14 protein-coding genes are annotated in these 13,821 nt (G+C 67.4%); 10 read left to right on the forward strand and 4 right to left on the reverse strand.

Annotated elements, in window-relative coordinates:
- Positions 1-28 precede the first annotated feature (28 nt).
- Both pdxS and pdxT read left to right on the forward strand, forming a co-directional pair.
- Positions 29-922 carry a pyridoxal 5'-phosphate synthase lyase subunit PdxS gene (gene pdxS / locus FFS56_RS05475; RefSeq protein ID WP_046747166.1) on the forward strand — a complete coding sequence of 298 codons (894 nt, stop codon included), beginning with the start codon at positions 29-31 and terminating at the stop codon, positions 920-922.
- Positions 912-1,523, forward strand: a complete 612-nt coding sequence (gene pdxT / locus FFS56_RS05480; RefSeq protein ID WP_233437415.1) for a pyridoxal 5'-phosphate synthase glutaminase subunit PdxT — start codon at positions 912-914, stop codon at positions 1,521-1,523. The genes pdxS and pdxT overlap by 11 nt, the downstream gene beginning before the upstream one ends.
- 9 nt (positions 1,524-1,532) lie before the next feature.
- Here pdxT and FFS56_RS05485 read toward each other — a convergent pair whose 3' ends face one another.
- Both FFS56_RS05485 and FFS56_RS05490 read right to left on the reverse strand, forming a co-directional pair.
- Positions 1,533-2,408 (reverse strand): aminoglycoside phosphotransferase family protein, encoded by an 876-nt coding sequence (locus tag FFS56_RS05485; RefSeq protein ID WP_233437416.1) that lies wholly within the window; start codon positions 2,406-2,408, stop codon positions 1,533-1,535.
- Between the two features lie 44 nt (positions 2,409-2,452).
- A complete protein-coding gene (locus tag FFS56_RS05490; RefSeq protein ID WP_082108569.1) occupies positions 2,453-3,175 on the reverse strand; it encodes a PHB depolymerase family esterase in 723 nt (240 codons plus the stop codon).
- An 86-nt stretch (positions 3,176-3,261) separates the two neighbouring features.
- Here FFS56_RS05490 and FFS56_RS05495 point away from each other — a divergent pair, with 86 nt between their 5' ends.
- The 8 genes from FFS56_RS05495 to FFS56_RS05530 all read left to right on the forward strand — a co-directional run bounded on the left by FFS56_RS05495 (position 3,262) and on the right by FFS56_RS05530 (position 11,904).
- The gene (locus FFS56_RS05495) at positions 3,262-4,023 is read left to right on the forward strand and encodes a YebC/PmpR family DNA-binding transcriptional regulator (protein ID WP_046747163.1); all 762 of its coding nucleotides are present in this window, start codon (positions 3,262-3,264) and stop codon (positions 4,021-4,023) included.
- A gap of 45 nt (positions 4,024-4,068) precedes the next feature.
- Positions 4,069-4,653 carry a crossover junction endodeoxyribonuclease RuvC gene (ruvC, locus tag FFS56_RS05500; protein ID WP_046747162.1) on the forward strand — a complete coding sequence of 195 codons (585 nt, stop codon included), beginning with the start codon at positions 4,069-4,071 and terminating at the stop codon, positions 4,651-4,653.
- 9 nt (positions 4,654-4,662) lie between these two features.
- The gene (gene ruvA / locus FFS56_RS05505) at positions 4,663-5,283 is read left to right on the forward strand and encodes a Holliday junction branch migration protein RuvA (RefSeq protein WP_046747161.1); all 621 of its coding nucleotides are present in this window, start codon (positions 4,663-4,665) and stop codon (positions 5,281-5,283) included.
- Complete coding sequence (ruvB, locus tag FFS56_RS05510) at positions 5,276-6,301, forward strand: Holliday junction branch migration DNA helicase RuvB (protein ID WP_046747160.1); 1,026 nt, start codon at positions 5,276-5,278, stop codon at positions 6,299-6,301. The genes ruvA and ruvB overlap by 8 nt, the downstream gene beginning before the upstream one ends.
- 78 nt (positions 6,302-6,379) lie before the next feature.
- Positions 6,380-6,793 (forward strand): preprotein translocase subunit YajC, encoded by a 414-nt coding sequence (locus tag FFS56_RS05515; RefSeq protein ID WP_046747159.1) that lies wholly within the window; start codon positions 6,380-6,382, stop codon positions 6,791-6,793.
- A 55-nt stretch (positions 6,794-6,848) separates the two neighbouring features.
- Positions 6,849-8,597 (forward strand): protein translocase subunit SecD, encoded by a 1,749-nt coding sequence (secD, locus tag FFS56_RS05520; protein WP_127012173.1) that lies wholly within the window; start codon positions 6,849-6,851, stop codon positions 8,595-8,597.
- Entirely contained in the window at positions 8,597-9,586 is a 990-nt protein-coding gene (gene secF, locus FFS56_RS05525) for a protein translocase subunit SecF (protein ID WP_046747157.1), read from the forward strand. Before secD ends, secF begins: the two co-directional genes overlap by 1 nt.
- Positions 9,587-9,651: 65 nt before the next feature.
- The gene (locus FFS56_RS05530) at positions 9,652-11,904 is read left to right on the forward strand and encodes a bifunctional (p)ppGpp synthetase/guanosine-3',5'-bis(diphosphate) 3'-pyrophosphohydrolase (protein WP_046747156.1); all 2,253 of its coding nucleotides are present in this window, start codon (positions 9,652-9,654) and stop codon (positions 11,902-11,904) included.
- On the opposite strand, the gene FFS56_RS05535 is transcribed toward FFS56_RS05530, so the two are convergent.
- Positions 11,891-12,442, reverse strand: coding sequence for a type IV toxin-antitoxin system AbiEi family antitoxin (locus FFS56_RS05535; protein WP_052748647.1), 552 nt, complete (start codon positions 12,440-12,442; stop codon positions 11,891-11,893). The genes FFS56_RS05530 and FFS56_RS05535 overlap by 14 nt on opposite strands.
- Before the next feature lie 64 nt (positions 12,443-12,506).
- Positions 12,507-13,821 (reverse strand): DUF349 domain-containing protein (locus tag FFS56_RS05540; RefSeq protein WP_249352954.1); only part of this gene is annotated, 1,315 nt, incomplete at its 5' end.

Raw genomic sequence — 13,821 nt, forward strand, 5'->3', positions numbered from 1 at the left:
GACTTCGGTGCATCCGACAGGAGTTCCCATGGCAGACCAGACAACCACCGGATCGCCGCGCGTCAAGCGCGGTCTCGCCGAGATGCTGAAGGGCGGCGTCATCATGGACGTCGTCACGGCGGATCAGGCGAAGATCGCCGAAGACGCCGGAGCCGTCGCCGTCATGGCGCTCGAGCGCGTCCCGGCCGACATCCGCGCGCAGGGTGGTGTCTCCCGCATGAGCGACCCCGACATGATCGACAGCATCATCGATGCGGTGTCCATCCCCGTGATGGCCAAGGCGCGCATCGGTCACTTCGTCGAGGCGCAGGTGCTGCAGGAACTCGGCGTGGACTACATCGACGAGTCGGAGGTCCTCTCGCCTGCCGATTACGTGAACCACATCGACAAGTACGGCTTCACGGTTCCGTTCGTCTGCGGCGCGACCAATCTCGGTGAGGCGCTCCGCCGTATCAACGAGGGCGCAGCCATGATCCGGTCCAAGGGTGAGGCGGGAACCGGCGACGTTTCCGAGGCGATGAAGCACATCCGCAAGATCCGCGGCGAGATCGCGGCTCTCACGTCCCTGCCCAAGGACGAGCTGTTCGTGGCGGCCAAGGAACTGCAGGCACCGTACGAGCTGGTCGCCGAGATCGCCGAGACCGGCAAGCTTCCCGTCGTGCTGTTCGTGGCCGGTGGTGTCGCGACGCCTGCGGACGCAGCCATGATGATGCAGCTCGGCGCCGACGGCGTGTTCGTCGGATCGGGGATCTTCAAGTCGGGCAACCCTGCGGAGCGGGCGAAGGCGATCGTCAAGGCGACGACCTTCTTCGATGACCCGAAGGTCATCGCCGAGGTCTCGCGTGGATTGGGTGAGGCCATGGTGGGCATCAACGTCAGCGACCTTCCCGCGCCGCACCGTCTCGCCGAGCGTGGCTGGTAACACCAGGGTCGGTGTGCTCGCGCTGCAGGGCGACGTGCGCGAGCACGCCGCCCTGCTCTCGAGTCTCGGTGCCGACGTGGCGTTGGTGCGACGCCCCGACGACCTCGCATCGGTCGACGGGCTCGTCATCCCGGGCGGCGAGTCGAGCGTGATCGACAAGCTGTCGCGCGTCTTCGGGATGCAGCAGCCCATCCGCGAGGCCATCGCGGCAGGCATGCCGGTCCTCGGCACGTGCGCGGGACTGATCATGCTCGCCGACGAGATCGTCGACGCCATCGAGGGACAGGAGTCGTTCGGAGGGCTGGATGTCGTCGTGCGCCGGAACGCCTTCGGCCGTCAGGTCGAATCCTTCGAAGCGCGACTCGACGTTCCCGCACTCGCCGCGGATCCGGTGTCCGCCGCGTTCATCCGCGGACCGGTTGTCGAGTCGGTCGGTCCGAGGGCCGACGTGCTGGCATCCCTGCCCGATGGACGCGTGGTCGCCGTGGAGCAGGGCGACCTGCTCGGTCTGAGCTTCCACCCGGAGATCACGGGAGAGACGAGGTTCCACGAGCGCTTTCTCGCTCGCGCAGACGCACGTCGCCGCGCTGCGGCGCGGTAGATCGTCGGCTCAGATCAGGCCCGAGAGCCACCGCAGAGCCGGCATCGCCTGCGCGCGCTGGAACTCCCGCAGGCCGGGGAGCTGCGGGATATCGGGTTGCGCCTGCTGGAACCAGAGGAACGATGCGAAGGCGGAGATCACGGCGAGCAGCTCAGCTTGAGGTGGTGCGCCGTGCTCTTCGAACACAGCCCACGCCTCCTCGCAGGCGGGGCCTCCGGATGCCTCGATGCTGGGGAGCAGACAGGGGAGGTCGATCCACGCGGCGCCCCTGCGCGCGTGCGGCCAGTCCAGCAGGTGTGCCCGTCCAGCGCTGATCAGGATGTTGTCTGCGCGCACATCGTCGTGCACGATGACGTCGCCGTGTACCGCGCTGCGGAAGCTCTCCTCGAGGCGCAGCAACGCCGGCATACGCGCGGGGAGGCCATGGGGGAGCGCCTCGCGCATTCCCCGATCCGCAGCGATCTCCGTCCACCTGGTGAAACCGGGGATCATGACAGCCTCTGCTCGAGGCATATGCGAAGGCGCAGGGGTGGTCGACAGCACGCGCAGGGCCTTGGCTACGGCGTGCAGGTCCGCCGTCGTCCACGGCTGGCCGGGGTGGCGGCCGTCGATCGCCTCGATCACGAGCGCCGTACCCGTCGGGTCGTCGATGGCTCCGAGGAGTCGTGGGGCGATGGCGGTCGGCAGATGCGAGAGCGTGCGCATCTCCTCGCGGAGGAAGTGCAGCGAGTCCGCGTGCCAATCCGCACCGCAGGCCTTGACGAATGCGCGCCCCGTCGTGGTCGTGACGACGCCGGCGTAGGAGGCGCTGAAGCCGCCATGGGCTGGGGCCTCCTGCACGAGATCACCCCCGATCGCGGAGATGATCCGAGATCGAAGTGGCATCGGGAGCGTATGCCAGTCGGGCCGGAGCCGATCTGCTCCCGTCGTCATCGTGCTGTCTTCTCGACGCCGGGTCCGTCGCGTTCGACTCCGCGCCGATGGGAGAGCATCCACTCATAGAGTTCGGGGTTCTCGTACGTCTCGGTCCATGAGTCGTGACCGACGCCCGCGTACCGGGTGAAACGCACGTCAGCGTCGAGGGCCCGCAGCTCGTCGACGATCTGCTCTGTCGCGGCGATCGGCACGACGTCGTCCGCGTCGCCGTGGAACGCCCAGGAGGGGATCGCGCGGATCGGAGCGGCGCTCTGCATCCACAGGCCACCGCAGATCGGTGCGATGGCCGCGAATCGATCGGGGTAGCGCACCGCGAGCGACCAGGTGCCGAAACCGCCCATGCTGAGTCCTGTCACCGAAACGCGCTCCTCGTCGACCCTGTGTGTGGAGCTCACCTCATCGATCAGTGCGGCCAGCGTCGAGAGCTCGGCGACCCATTGACTCGCCGAGGCGCACTGGGGTGTGACGAGGATGAAGGGGAACTCCTGCCCGTCGTCCGCCAGCCTGGGCGGACCGTGGACGGCGGCGAGATCGAGGTCGGAACCCCGTTCGCCTGCACCGTGCAGGAAGAGCACGAGCGGCCAGAGCCGGTGCGGATCATCGTCGTAGCCATCAGGGAGGTGGAGCAGGTACCGCAGGGTGTCGGCGGGCGCCGGTGCGCCGTCAGGAACCTCTGCCGAGCGGAGGGCGGGAGAGATGTGTCGTGATCTGCGCATGCTCCCATCCTGCGCCACCCGAGGCGTTCGTTAGAATGGACGATGCGCTGAGCGCGAGCTCATGCGGATACGACGAGCGGAGACTTATGTCCGGGCATTCCAAGTGGGCGACCACGAAGCACAAGAAGGCCATCATCGACTCCAGGCGCGCGAAGTCCTGGGCCAAGCTCATCAAGAACATCGAGGTCGCCGCCAAGCTCGGCGGACCGGACCTGGCGGGCAACCCCACCCTCTTCGACGCGGTGCAGAAGGCCAAGAAGACCTCGGTCCCCAAGGACAACATCGACCGCGCGGTGAAGCGCGGTGCCGGTATCGGCGGCGAGGCCGTCGAGTACCTCTCGATCATGTACGAGGGATACGGCCCCAACGGCGTCGCGCTCATGATCGAGTGTCTGACCGACAACAAGAACCGGGCGGCCGCTGAGGTTCGCACGGCTCTCAGCCGCAACGGCGGCACGCTCGCAGACCCCGGCAGCGTGGCCTACAACTTCAGCCGCAAGGGCGTCATCGTCGTCGGCTCCGAGGGCACCACCGAGGATGACGTGATGATGGCTGCGCTCGAGGCCGGTGCGGAGGAGATCGAACCGCACGCCGAGGGCTTCGAGGTGATCACGGAGGCGACCGACCTGGTGGCTGTGCGCAGCGCGCTCCAGGAGGCCGGCATCGACTACGAGTCCGCCGACGTCGAGTTCGTCCCGAACCTCAAGGTCGAGATCGACGCCGACACCGCGCGCAAGATCTTCCGCCTGATCGATGCCCTGGAAGACAGTGAAGACGTGCAGAACGTGTTCACCAACTTCGATCTGAGTCCCGAGGTCCAGGCGGAGCTGGAGAACGACGACGCCTAGGCGCGCCGGGCGACCGGTGTCGGATCGGCGGCCTAGCCTGGGGGAGTGACCTCCTCTCTGCGTGTGCTCGGCATCGACCCCGGTCTCACCCGCTGCGGTGTGGGGGTCGTGGATGTCGACGGATCGCGCCGCGGAACGCTCGTGCACGTCGGGGTGATCCGTTCCTCGCCGGAAGCGGAGATCGGGGAGCGTCTCTCGATCGTGGCCGCCGGTATCCGCGCCGTGATCGCCGAGCATCGACCTGATGCCGTCGCCGTCGAGCGGGTCTTCGCGCAGCAGAACACGCACTCGGTGATGGGCACCGCACAGGCCAGTGGCGTCGCGTTGCTGATCGCCTCCGAGTCGGGGCTCCCCGCAGCCACGCATACGCCGAGTGAGGTCAAGGCCGCCGTCACCGGATACGGTGCTGCCGACAAGCGGCAGGTGCAGACGATGATCGCCCGCATCCTGCGCCTCGACGCACTGCCGCAACCGGCCGATGCCGCCGACGCACTGGCCATCGCCCTCTGCCACGCCTGGCGCCGCGGGGGAGCAGCGGCGACCGCCCCCGGGGCCCTGACTCCCGCTCAGCGTGCCTGGGCCGAGGCCGAGAAGCGTGTCGGTCGAACATACCTACGAGCGACGCCGTAGGCTGAGGGGATGATCTCCTCTCTGCACGGCGTCGTCCTGCATGCGGCATCCGATCAGGTCGTCATCGATGTGGGCGGGGTCGGATTCGCGGTCGCGGTGCCCGCCGATGTCGCGCACACCGCGACGGTGGGAGAGAAGCTGCTGCTGCACACCAGCCTCATCGTCCGTGAGGACTCGCTGTCGCTGTTCGGCTTCGCCGACCGTGGTGAGCTCGAGATCTTCGGACTGCTGATCAGCGTGACCGGCGTCGGTCCGAAGTCGGCACTCGGCGTGCTCTCGCACCTCACGAGCGATCAGATCGCCGAGGCCGTCACCGCGGAGGATGACGCCCCCTTCCGACGCGTTTCCGGCATCGGCCCCAAGACGGCGAAGCTCATCGTGCTGCAGCTCGCCGGCAAGGTGCAGGCGTTCGCGGCTCCGGCGAAGCCCGCCGCGGGCGGCGGCGCCGATGTCGTCACGCAGGTGGCCGCGGCACTCGTGGGGCTCGGCTGGTCGGAGAAGGTCGCCGCAGACGCCGCCGCCCAGACGGCAGCGGATGCCACGGAGGCGGAGAGCGCATCCGTGGCCTCGCTGCTTCGTCGTACGCTCGCCCTGCTCGGCCCGGCGCAGGGAGGCCAGGCGCGTGTCTGATCCCCTCGACGCCGGCGAGCCCTCCGACGAGACCGAACTCGCCATCGAAGGCGCCCTGCGGCCGACGAGCCTCGGAGAGTTCGTGGGCCAGCAGAAGGTGCGCGGTCAGCTGCAGCTGCTCCTCGAGGCCGCCCGCATCCAGAGTCGTCCCGCCGATCACATCCTCTTGGCGGGACCTCCCGGCCTGGGGAAGACGACGCTCGCGATGATCGTCGCACACGAGAGCGAACGTCCGCTCCGGCTGTCCAGCGGCCCGGCGATCCAGCACGCCGGTGATCTCGCGGCCCTGCTCTCGAGCCTGGTCCCCGGTGAAGTGCTCTTCATCGACGAGATCCACCGCATGGCGCGCTCCGCCGAGGAGATGCTCTATCTCGCGATGGAGGACTACCGCATCGACATCATGGTGGGAAAGGGCGCGGGAGCGACGAGCATCCCGCTCGAACTCTCGCCGTTCACCCTGGTCGGCGCGACGACTCGCTCCGGGCTGCTGCCCAACCCGCTCCGCGACCGCTTCGGGTTCACCGGTCACCTCGAGTTCTACGAGGTGGGCGAGCTGGAGCAGGTGATCGCACGATCCGCGGCCGTGCTCGGCGTCGACCTCCCGACCGACTCGCTCGCCGAGATCGCCCGACGCTCCCGTGGCACCCCGCGCATCGCGAACCGCCTCCTTCGCCGGGTGCGCGATTATGCGCTGGTGCACACGGGAGGAGTTGCGACCATCCGCGAGGTCCGTGCGGCCCTGGATCTGTACGACGTCGATCCGATCGGTCTCGACCGCCTGGACCGTGCCGTGCTCGAAGCGCTCGTCCGGCGGTTCCGCGGTGGCCCGGTCGGCCTCAGCACGCTCGCTGTCGCCGTCGGTGAGGAAGCCGAGACCGTGGAGAGCGTGGTCGAGCCGTACCTCGTGCGCATCGGGTTCCTCGGGCGCACGCCCCGCGGCCGTGTGGCGATGCCGGAGGCGTACGCGCACCTGGGTGTCGCGCATCCGGACGGGATGCTTAAGTTGGATGACCTATAATCACTGAAGACTTCCCGGATACCTTCGCGCGCCCAAAGGCTGGAGCGTGCACCTGAGAAAGGCGCTTCCCCCATGCCCATGGAATTCCTGCTCTTCGGCCTCCTCGCCGTTCTCCTCGTCTTCATGATCTTCAACACGCGTAAGCGCACGAAGCAGATGAAGGCCGAGCAGGAGGAGAAGGCCACCAAGACCGTTCCGGGCGCCAAGGTGCTCCTCCAGGGCGGCATCTACGGGACGATCGTCGCGTACGACCCCGACGACCTCGACACCCCCGCGCTCGTCGAGATCGCTCCCGGCACCATCATCGACGTGCACAGCCAGGCGATCCTGCGCGTGGTCGAGCCCAAGGATGCCGCCGTCGACGCACCGTCGGACGACATCGTCGAGGAGCGTGTCGTCGAGGAGCCGGTCGCCGATGAGCCGGTCGCTCCGGCTGTCGAGACCCCCGAGGAGACCCGCGCTCGCCTCGAGCGCGACGCCGACGACAAGTAACGCCGAGGCCGACGCGGCCCCTCGGATCTCCGTCCTTCCAGAAAGCTGAACACACGTGGCTTCATCCTCTCCCGTCCGTCACGCCTGGCGGGTCCTTCTCGGCCTGCTCCTCGTGACGGGCGTGCTCTTCGGCATCAACGCACTGGGTGTGTACGTCTTCAAGGACAGCAACGGGGAGGCCGCGAGCTCGTGGACACCTGAGCTCGCCCTCGATCTGCAGGGCGGCACACAGATCGTGCTGAGTGCGGAGACCGAGGACGGAGCGGCTCCGTCGTCCGAGCAGCTCGACCAGGCCGCGGCGATCATCCGGCAGCGTGTCGATGCGTCCGGCGTCGCCGAGGCCGACATCACGACCGAGGGCGGACAGAACATCGTCGTCCAGATCCCCGGTGAGGCCGACGCGCAGACGCGGGAGCGGATCCAGTCCAGTGCTCAGCTGGAGTTCCGTCCCGTGCTCTACACGACGGCGGCGACCAACGAGTTCGTGGGCGAGGACGGCAACTCGACGCCGTATCCCAGCCCGGATCCGGGTCTGAACTCGACGCCGACGGCCGAGCCGACCGACGCGAGCGACCTCTCCTGGGTCACCGACAAGCTGGCCGCGGAGTTCCAGGCATACGACTGCGCGAACCCGGAGAACGACGCCTCCAAGGCGCCGAAGGACCAGCCGCTCATCGCCTGCTCGGCGGACGGGAGCGCCAAGTACATCCTCGGACCGGCAGAGCTCGACGGCACCGCCATCACCGACGCCTCGGCCGGTCGCGACCCGAAGTCGGGTGCCTGGCTGGTGCAGCTCACGATGAACGGCGACGGGGCCGATGCGTTCGGCAAGGTCAGCACCCGCCTGAACCAGAACCGCATCGACGGGCTCACGCCGCGGGATCAGTTCGCCTTCGTGCTGGACGGCAACGTGATCAGCGCTCCGCGGATGAACGGGCAGATCCTCGATGGTCGCCCCAGCATCTCCGGAAGCTTCACGCAGGAGTCCGCGACCACTCTCGCCGATCAGCTCAAGTTCGGCGCCCTTCCGCTGAGCTTCACGGTGCAGAGCTCCGACACGATCTCGGCGACGCTGGGTACGCAGCAGCTGCAGATCGGTCTCATCGCGGGCCTCATCGGGCTCGCGCTGGTGGCGATCTACTCGCTGATCGTCTATCGAGCGCTCGGGTCGGTGATCATCGCGTCGATCGCGGTGATGGCGGTGCTCACCTACATCATCATCTGCATCCTGGCGTGGCGAATCGGGTTCCGCCTCTCGCTCGCCGGTGTCGCCGGTCTCATCGTGTCCATCGGCTTCACCGCCGACTCGTTCATCGTGTACTTCGAACGAATACGAGACGAGCTCCGTGACGGGAAGTCGATCACCGCGGCGGTCGAGGACGGCTGGGGTCGTGCGAAGCGCACGATCTACATCTCCAAGTCGATCAACATCCTCGCGGCGGTCGTCCTCTACATCCTGGCCGATGCCACGGTGAAGGGCTTCGCCTTCACGCTCGGACTCACGACGCTCATCGACGTGTTCATCTTCGTGATCTTCACGCACCCGGTGATGCAACTTCTCGCGCGCACCCGCTTCTTCGGCGGCGGCCACAAGCTGTCCGGACTCGATCCCGAAGCTCTCGGGGCCGTGTACCGCAGCCGCTCGCAGTACCGAGAGGTCCCCACGGCGTCGGTCGGGCGGGGCGCGAAGAACGCGCGGTCCCGCGGCGAGGCCGACCGCAGACAGACGATCGCCGAACGCAAGCGCGCCGAGGCCCTCACGGGCGAGAGATCCACCAAAGCCGGAAGTGAGGGAGACGCCTGATGCCTTCCATGAATGAGTTCGGCAACAACCTCTACTCCGGGAAGACCTCCTTCCCGTTCGTCGGCAAGCGCCGTCTGTGGTTCATCATCGCGATCATCCTGGTCGTCGGCTCGGCGTTGGTGCCGCTCATCCGTCCTATCCAGTTCTCGATCGAGTTCACGGGTGGATCGCAGTTCACCGTGCAGGCGCCGGACAGCCTCGATCAGGAGACGGCGACCACAGCCGTGCAATCGGTCGTCCCCGGCGCTGCGACCAAGGTCGTCGTCGTCAGCGGCAAGGACGTCCGCGTCCAGACCGACCAGATGAGCGCTGCCGAGACCCAGCAGGTCGGCGAGGCACTGGCGAAGGCATACGGCGTCGATCCGTCCGACGTCACTTCCTCCTTCATCGGACCCGCGTGGGGTGAGAACGTCACCAAGCAGTCGCTGTGGGGTCTCGCGATCTTCCTGGCCCTGACCTTCCTGATCCTGGCGATCTACTTCCGCACCTGGAAGATGTCGGCTGCGGCCATCATCGGTCTCCTCGACGTGCTCGTGATCACGGTGGGCATCTACGCGCTGGCCGGCTTCGAGATCTCGCCGGCGGCCGTGATCGGCTTCCTCACGATCCTCGCGTACTCGCTGTACGACACCACGGTCGTGTTCGACAAGATCCGCGAGAACACGACCGAAGACGGGGAGAAGTCCGCCCGCTTGTTCGGCGAGTCGGTCAACCTCGCGGTGAACCAGACACTCGTGCGCTCCATCAACACGTCCGTCGTCGCTGCTCTGCCGGTCGGCGCGGTGCTCTTCATCGGCGCGTTCTGGCTGGGCGCGGAGTCGCTCACCGACATCTCGCTCTCGATCTTCGTCGGCATTCTCGTGGCCACCTACTCGACGCTCTTCGTGGCTGCTCCGCTCTACTCGCTGTTCCGCGAGAACGAGCCGCAGCTGAAGGCACGGGATGCCCGCATCCGAGAGGCTCGCAGCAGGGCGGCCGTCGAGGTCTGATCGGTTCCTCAGCGGGGCCGGTGCCGCACAGCACGCGTAGGATTGATCGATCAGGAGGTGAGTAGATGGCGGAACCGCAGACGTCATCGCAGGGATCGAGTCTGCGACGGCTGGTTCCCCGCATCTTCTCCCGCGCGTCGAGGATCAATGACCTCGACAATCTGATCCGCACAGTCCGGGCGAACCACCCCAAGGGCGACTTCTCGGTGATCGAGAGGGCCTACGCGGTCGCCAAGGAGAAGCACGAGGGGCAGAAGCGCCAGAGCGGTGAGCCGTACATCACCCACCCGCTCGCGGTCGCCCAGATCCTCGCCGAACTCGGTCTCGGGCCGCGGGCGATCGCCGCAGCGCTGCTGCACGACACCGTCGAGGACACCGGGTACGCGCTGACCGATCTCACCGCCGAGTTCGGCGACGAGGTCGCGATGCTCGTCGACGGCGTCACCAAGCTCGACAAGGTGAAGTACGGCGAGAGCGCGCAGGCCGAGACCGTCCGCAAGATGATCGTCGCGATGTCCAAGGACATCCGAGTGCTGCTGATCAAGCTCGCCGACCGCCTCCACAACGCGCGCACCTGGGGTTTCGTTCCGCCGGAGAAGGCGGCGAAGAAGGCCAAGGAGACCCTGGAGATCTACGCTCCGTTGGCGAATCGCCTCGGAATCCAGGCGATCAAGTCGGAGCTCGAGGACCTCTCCTTCGCGGTGCTGCACCCGAAGATCTACAACGAGATCCACAGCCTCATCGCGCAGCGCACCCCGCAGCGCGAGAAGTACCTGAACCAGGTCGTCGAGGAGATCGACGAAGACCTGCGAGATCTCCGCATCCGTGGCAAGGTCGTCGGGCGTCCCAAGCAGCTCTACTCGGTGTACCAGAAGATGGTCATCCGCGGCCGTGAGTTCGACGACATCTACGACCTGATCGGCATCCGGGTGCTGGTGTCCTCCGTGCGCGACTGCTACGCGGTGCTCGGCGCCATCCACGCACGCTGGACTCCGCTGCCGGGTCGTTTCAAGGACTACATCGCCACACCCAAGTTCAACCTCTACCAGTCACTGCACACCACGGTGATCGGCCCCGCCGGCCGCACGGTCGAGATCCAGATCCGCACCCATGAGATGCACCAGCAGGCCGAGTACGGCGTCGCTGCGCACTGGATGTACAAGGAGCGGATGAACGGCGGCGGCAAGACCGAGGTCCGCGCGTCCGACACCGACATGGCCTGGCTCGCGCACATCTCCGACTGGCAGGCCGAGACCGCCGATCCTGGAGAGTTCCTGGAATCCCTCCGGTTCGAGATCGGCGCGAAGGAGGTCTACGTCTTCACGCCGAAGGGCCGGGTGATCGGGCTGCCCTCCGGCGCGACCCCGGTGGACTTCGCCTACGCCGTGCACACCGAGATCGGCCACCGCACGATGGGCGCCAAGGTCAACGGTCGCCTGGTGCCTCTGGAGTCCGAGCTCAAGAGCGGTGACGTCGTCGAGGTGTTTACCTCGAAGAACCCCGACGCGGGACCCAGCCAGGACTGGCTCGGGTTCGTTGCGAGCACGCGCGCCCGCAACAAGATCCGCGGGTGGTTCACGAAGGAGCGCCGCGAGGAGGCGATCGAGCAGGGCAAGGAGGCCATCGCGAGGGCGATGCGTCGACAGAACCTGCCGCTGCAGCGACTCATGAGCCATGACTCCTTCACGGAAGTGGCACGGGGCATGCACTACGAGGACGTCTCCGCGCTCTATGCGGCCGTCGGCGAGGGGCACGTCTCGACCCAATCCGTGCTGGAGAAGGTCACCGCACTCGTCGCGGCGAACGATCCAGCGACGGGGGCCATCGACCTTCCCGGCAGCGTGCAGACGCGTGAGCCGCGGTCGGGTGACTCCGGCGTGCTGGTGCGCGGCGCCAATGACATCCTCGTCAAGCTCGCGAAATGCTGCACCCCGGTTCCGGGCGACCAGATCGTCGGGTTCGTGACCCGTGGCAGCGGCGTCTCGGTCCACCGTGCGGACTGCGTCAACGTGAAGGCGCTGGGTGCCGAACAGGACCGATTCGTCGAGGTCTCCTGGGCTCCCACCACCAAGAGCGTCTTCAGGGTGCAGATCCAGGTCGAGGCTCTCGACCGTTCGGGGCTTCTCTCCGATGTCACCCGCGTGTTGAGCGAGCACCATGTCAACATCCTCTCGGCGACGGTCACCACGACGGACGAGCGACTCGCTCTGAGCCGATTCGTCTTCGAGATGGGTGATGCCGTGCACCTTGATCGCGTGCTCAACGCGGTGCGCAGGATCGACGCCGTGTACGACGTCTATCGCGTCACCTCTTCTTGACCGCGAGCCTGTCCAGCACGGCCCGTCCCGCGCGGCTTCCAGGAACGCGCGACATTCGGCGCAGCATGGCGGACGCCTCCTCCGGCACGTCGGGCGACACGAGCGCGAGTCTGTCCATCCAGGTCAGCACGCGTGGATCGCGGTGCACCGTCGTGGCGAGATCGAGCATGGTCCGCACCGGCGTTGTGACGAGGATTCCGCCGATCGACTCCAGATCGGAAGTGGCGACGACGGTGTCGTGGAAGACGAGTCGTGAGTTCGTCGTCGCACGGATCCGTCGTTCGACGCACCGTCGCACATGATGCACGCCCGGTGGACCATCGCCGGCGCCATGGATCCACGCAGCCGTCGGCCCTGACGCCGCGGTTCCTGCGCGCACCAGCGATGCGACAGCGCTCGCCCTGACATCCGATCCCTCGATCAGGTCCGCCGGGACGTAGGCGTCCCCGACCTCGACCACATGCCCGTCGATCCGTGCCGCGCTGAGCTCCGCCTCACTCAGCCGAACGCCGGGCAGGTACAGAAGGGCGGGGTGCATCACGTCAGTCTGACGCAGTGCACCCCGCCTCGTCCGTCGTCGTGCGGGACCTGTGGAGAACGGGTCAGCTTCCGAGTGCGCTCAGCCAGGCTCGGCGTGCTTCCAGAGCATCCGCTGCGGCCTTGGCAGCCTTCTTGTCGCCGGCCTTCTCCGCCGCGGCGACCTCGGCCTCGAGCTTCTCGATGGCTTCCAGCAGTTGGGAGCTCATGTCGTTCGCGCGCGCCTTGGTCTCGGGGTTGTTCTTCTTCCAGTCCACATCTTCCCGGGCCTTGAGACCCTGTTCGATGGCGCGGAGCTTGTCGTCGAGCGCCCGCTCCTTGTCCCGGGGGAAGATGCGTCCGATCTCGTCCCACTGCCGCTGGATGCGGGTCAGGAGCGCGCGAGCTCGCTTGATGTTGGGCTCGTCTGCGACACCCTTCGCCTCTTCGAGGAGTGCTTCGCGTGCCTCTATCTTCGGAGCGGAATCCGCTTCTTCAGCGGCAGCCTGCTCGGCACGGGCGGCATAGAGGGCGTCGCCCGCGGCCTTGAAGCGCGCCCACAGCGCGTCATCGGCCTTTCGTCCGGCGCGGCCGGACGCCTTCCACTCGTCGAGGAGGTTGCGGTAGGCGGGGATGCCGTCGGTACCGCGGGGGGCGAGGGCTTCCGCACGCTCCACGAGACGGGTCTTCGCGTCGCGGGCGACCTTGTGAGCGTCGTCGAGCTCGGAGTAGAAGGCGCGGCGCTGCTTGTCCACGACGGCCCGCGCGTCCCGGAAACGCTTCCAGAGCTGCTGGGAGATCCCCTTCGACAGGCGCGGCCCGTTCTGCTGCTGCGCCTGCCAGGCGTCGAACAGCTCTCCGAGCTCAGCCGTGACCTGCTTCCACTGCACCTTGCTGAGGTCACGTGCGGCGATCGCCTCGGCGCGCTCGACGAGTTCGGTTCGCTCGGCGATCGCCTTGTCGACGAGTTCCTTCGCCTGCTTCGCCTCCTGTTCCGTCGCCTCCGAGAGAGACGAGGTCAGAGCGTTGAGTCGATCGCGAAGACCGGCAAGGTCACCGACCGCGGCGGCATCGGTGGCTTCGTCGATCAGGTGCTTCGCCTGCTTGGCGAGGTCGCTCGCGGATGCGCCGCCGGCCTGATGGCGCTGTTCGAGTGCATGCACCTTGAAGGCGATGTCGTCGAACTTGCGGACGAAGTAGGCGAGGGCCTCATCGGGCGTACCGTCCGGGTACTGGCCGACGACGCGCCAGGCGTCGCCCTCCTTGACCTCGACGGTTCCGTCCTCGGTGACGCGCCCCCATTCCGCCGACGTCGATGATGCGGCGGGCACCGGTGCGGCAGGCGCGACGGCGGCCGGCGTCGGTGCCTTGCGGGGCATCGGCACGGAGGGGGGTCCGGGG

The sequence above is a fragment of the Microbacterium sp. Beta genome (genome assembly GCF_005502545.1).
Taxonomy (GTDB): Bacteria; Actinomycetota; Actinomycetes; order Actinomycetales; family Microbacteriaceae; genus Microbacterium; species Microbacterium oxydans.

Bases quoted from the DNA above. Each gene is read 5' to 3' on its own strand.
- pdxS (WP_046747166.1), top strand. From the start codon at position 29: ATGGCAGACCAGACAACCACCGGATCGCCGCGCGTCAAGCGCGGTCTC.
- FFS56_RS05485 (WP_233437416.1), bottom strand. From the start codon at position 2,408: ATGCCACTTCGATCTCGGATCATCTCCGCGATCGGGGGTGATCTCGTG.
- FFS56_RS05490 (WP_082108569.1), bottom strand. From the start codon at position 3,175: ATGCGCAGATCACGACACATCTCTCCCGCCCTCCGCTCGGCAGAGGTT.
- FFS56_RS05495 (WP_046747163.1), top strand. From the start codon at position 3,262: ATGTCCGGGCATTCCAAGTGGGCGACCACGAAGCACAAGAAGGCCATC.
- ruvA (WP_046747161.1), top strand. From the start codon at position 4,663: ATGATCTCCTCTCTGCACGGCGTCGTCCTGCATGCGGCATCCGATCAG.
- FFS56_RS05515 (WP_046747159.1), top strand. From the start codon at position 6,380: ATGGAATTCCTGCTCTTCGGCCTCCTCGCCGTTCTCCTCGTCTTCATG.
- secF (WP_046747157.1), top strand. From the start codon at position 8,597: ATGCCTTCCATGAATGAGTTCGGCAACAACCTCTACTCCGGGAAGACC.
- FFS56_RS05530 (WP_046747156.1), top strand. From the start codon at position 9,652: ATGGCGGAACCGCAGACGTCATCGCAGGGATCGAGTCTGCGACGGCTG.
- FFS56_RS05535 (WP_052748647.1), bottom strand. From the start codon at position 12,442: ATGCACCCCGCCCTTCTGTACCTGCCCGGCGTTCGGCTGAGTGAGGCG.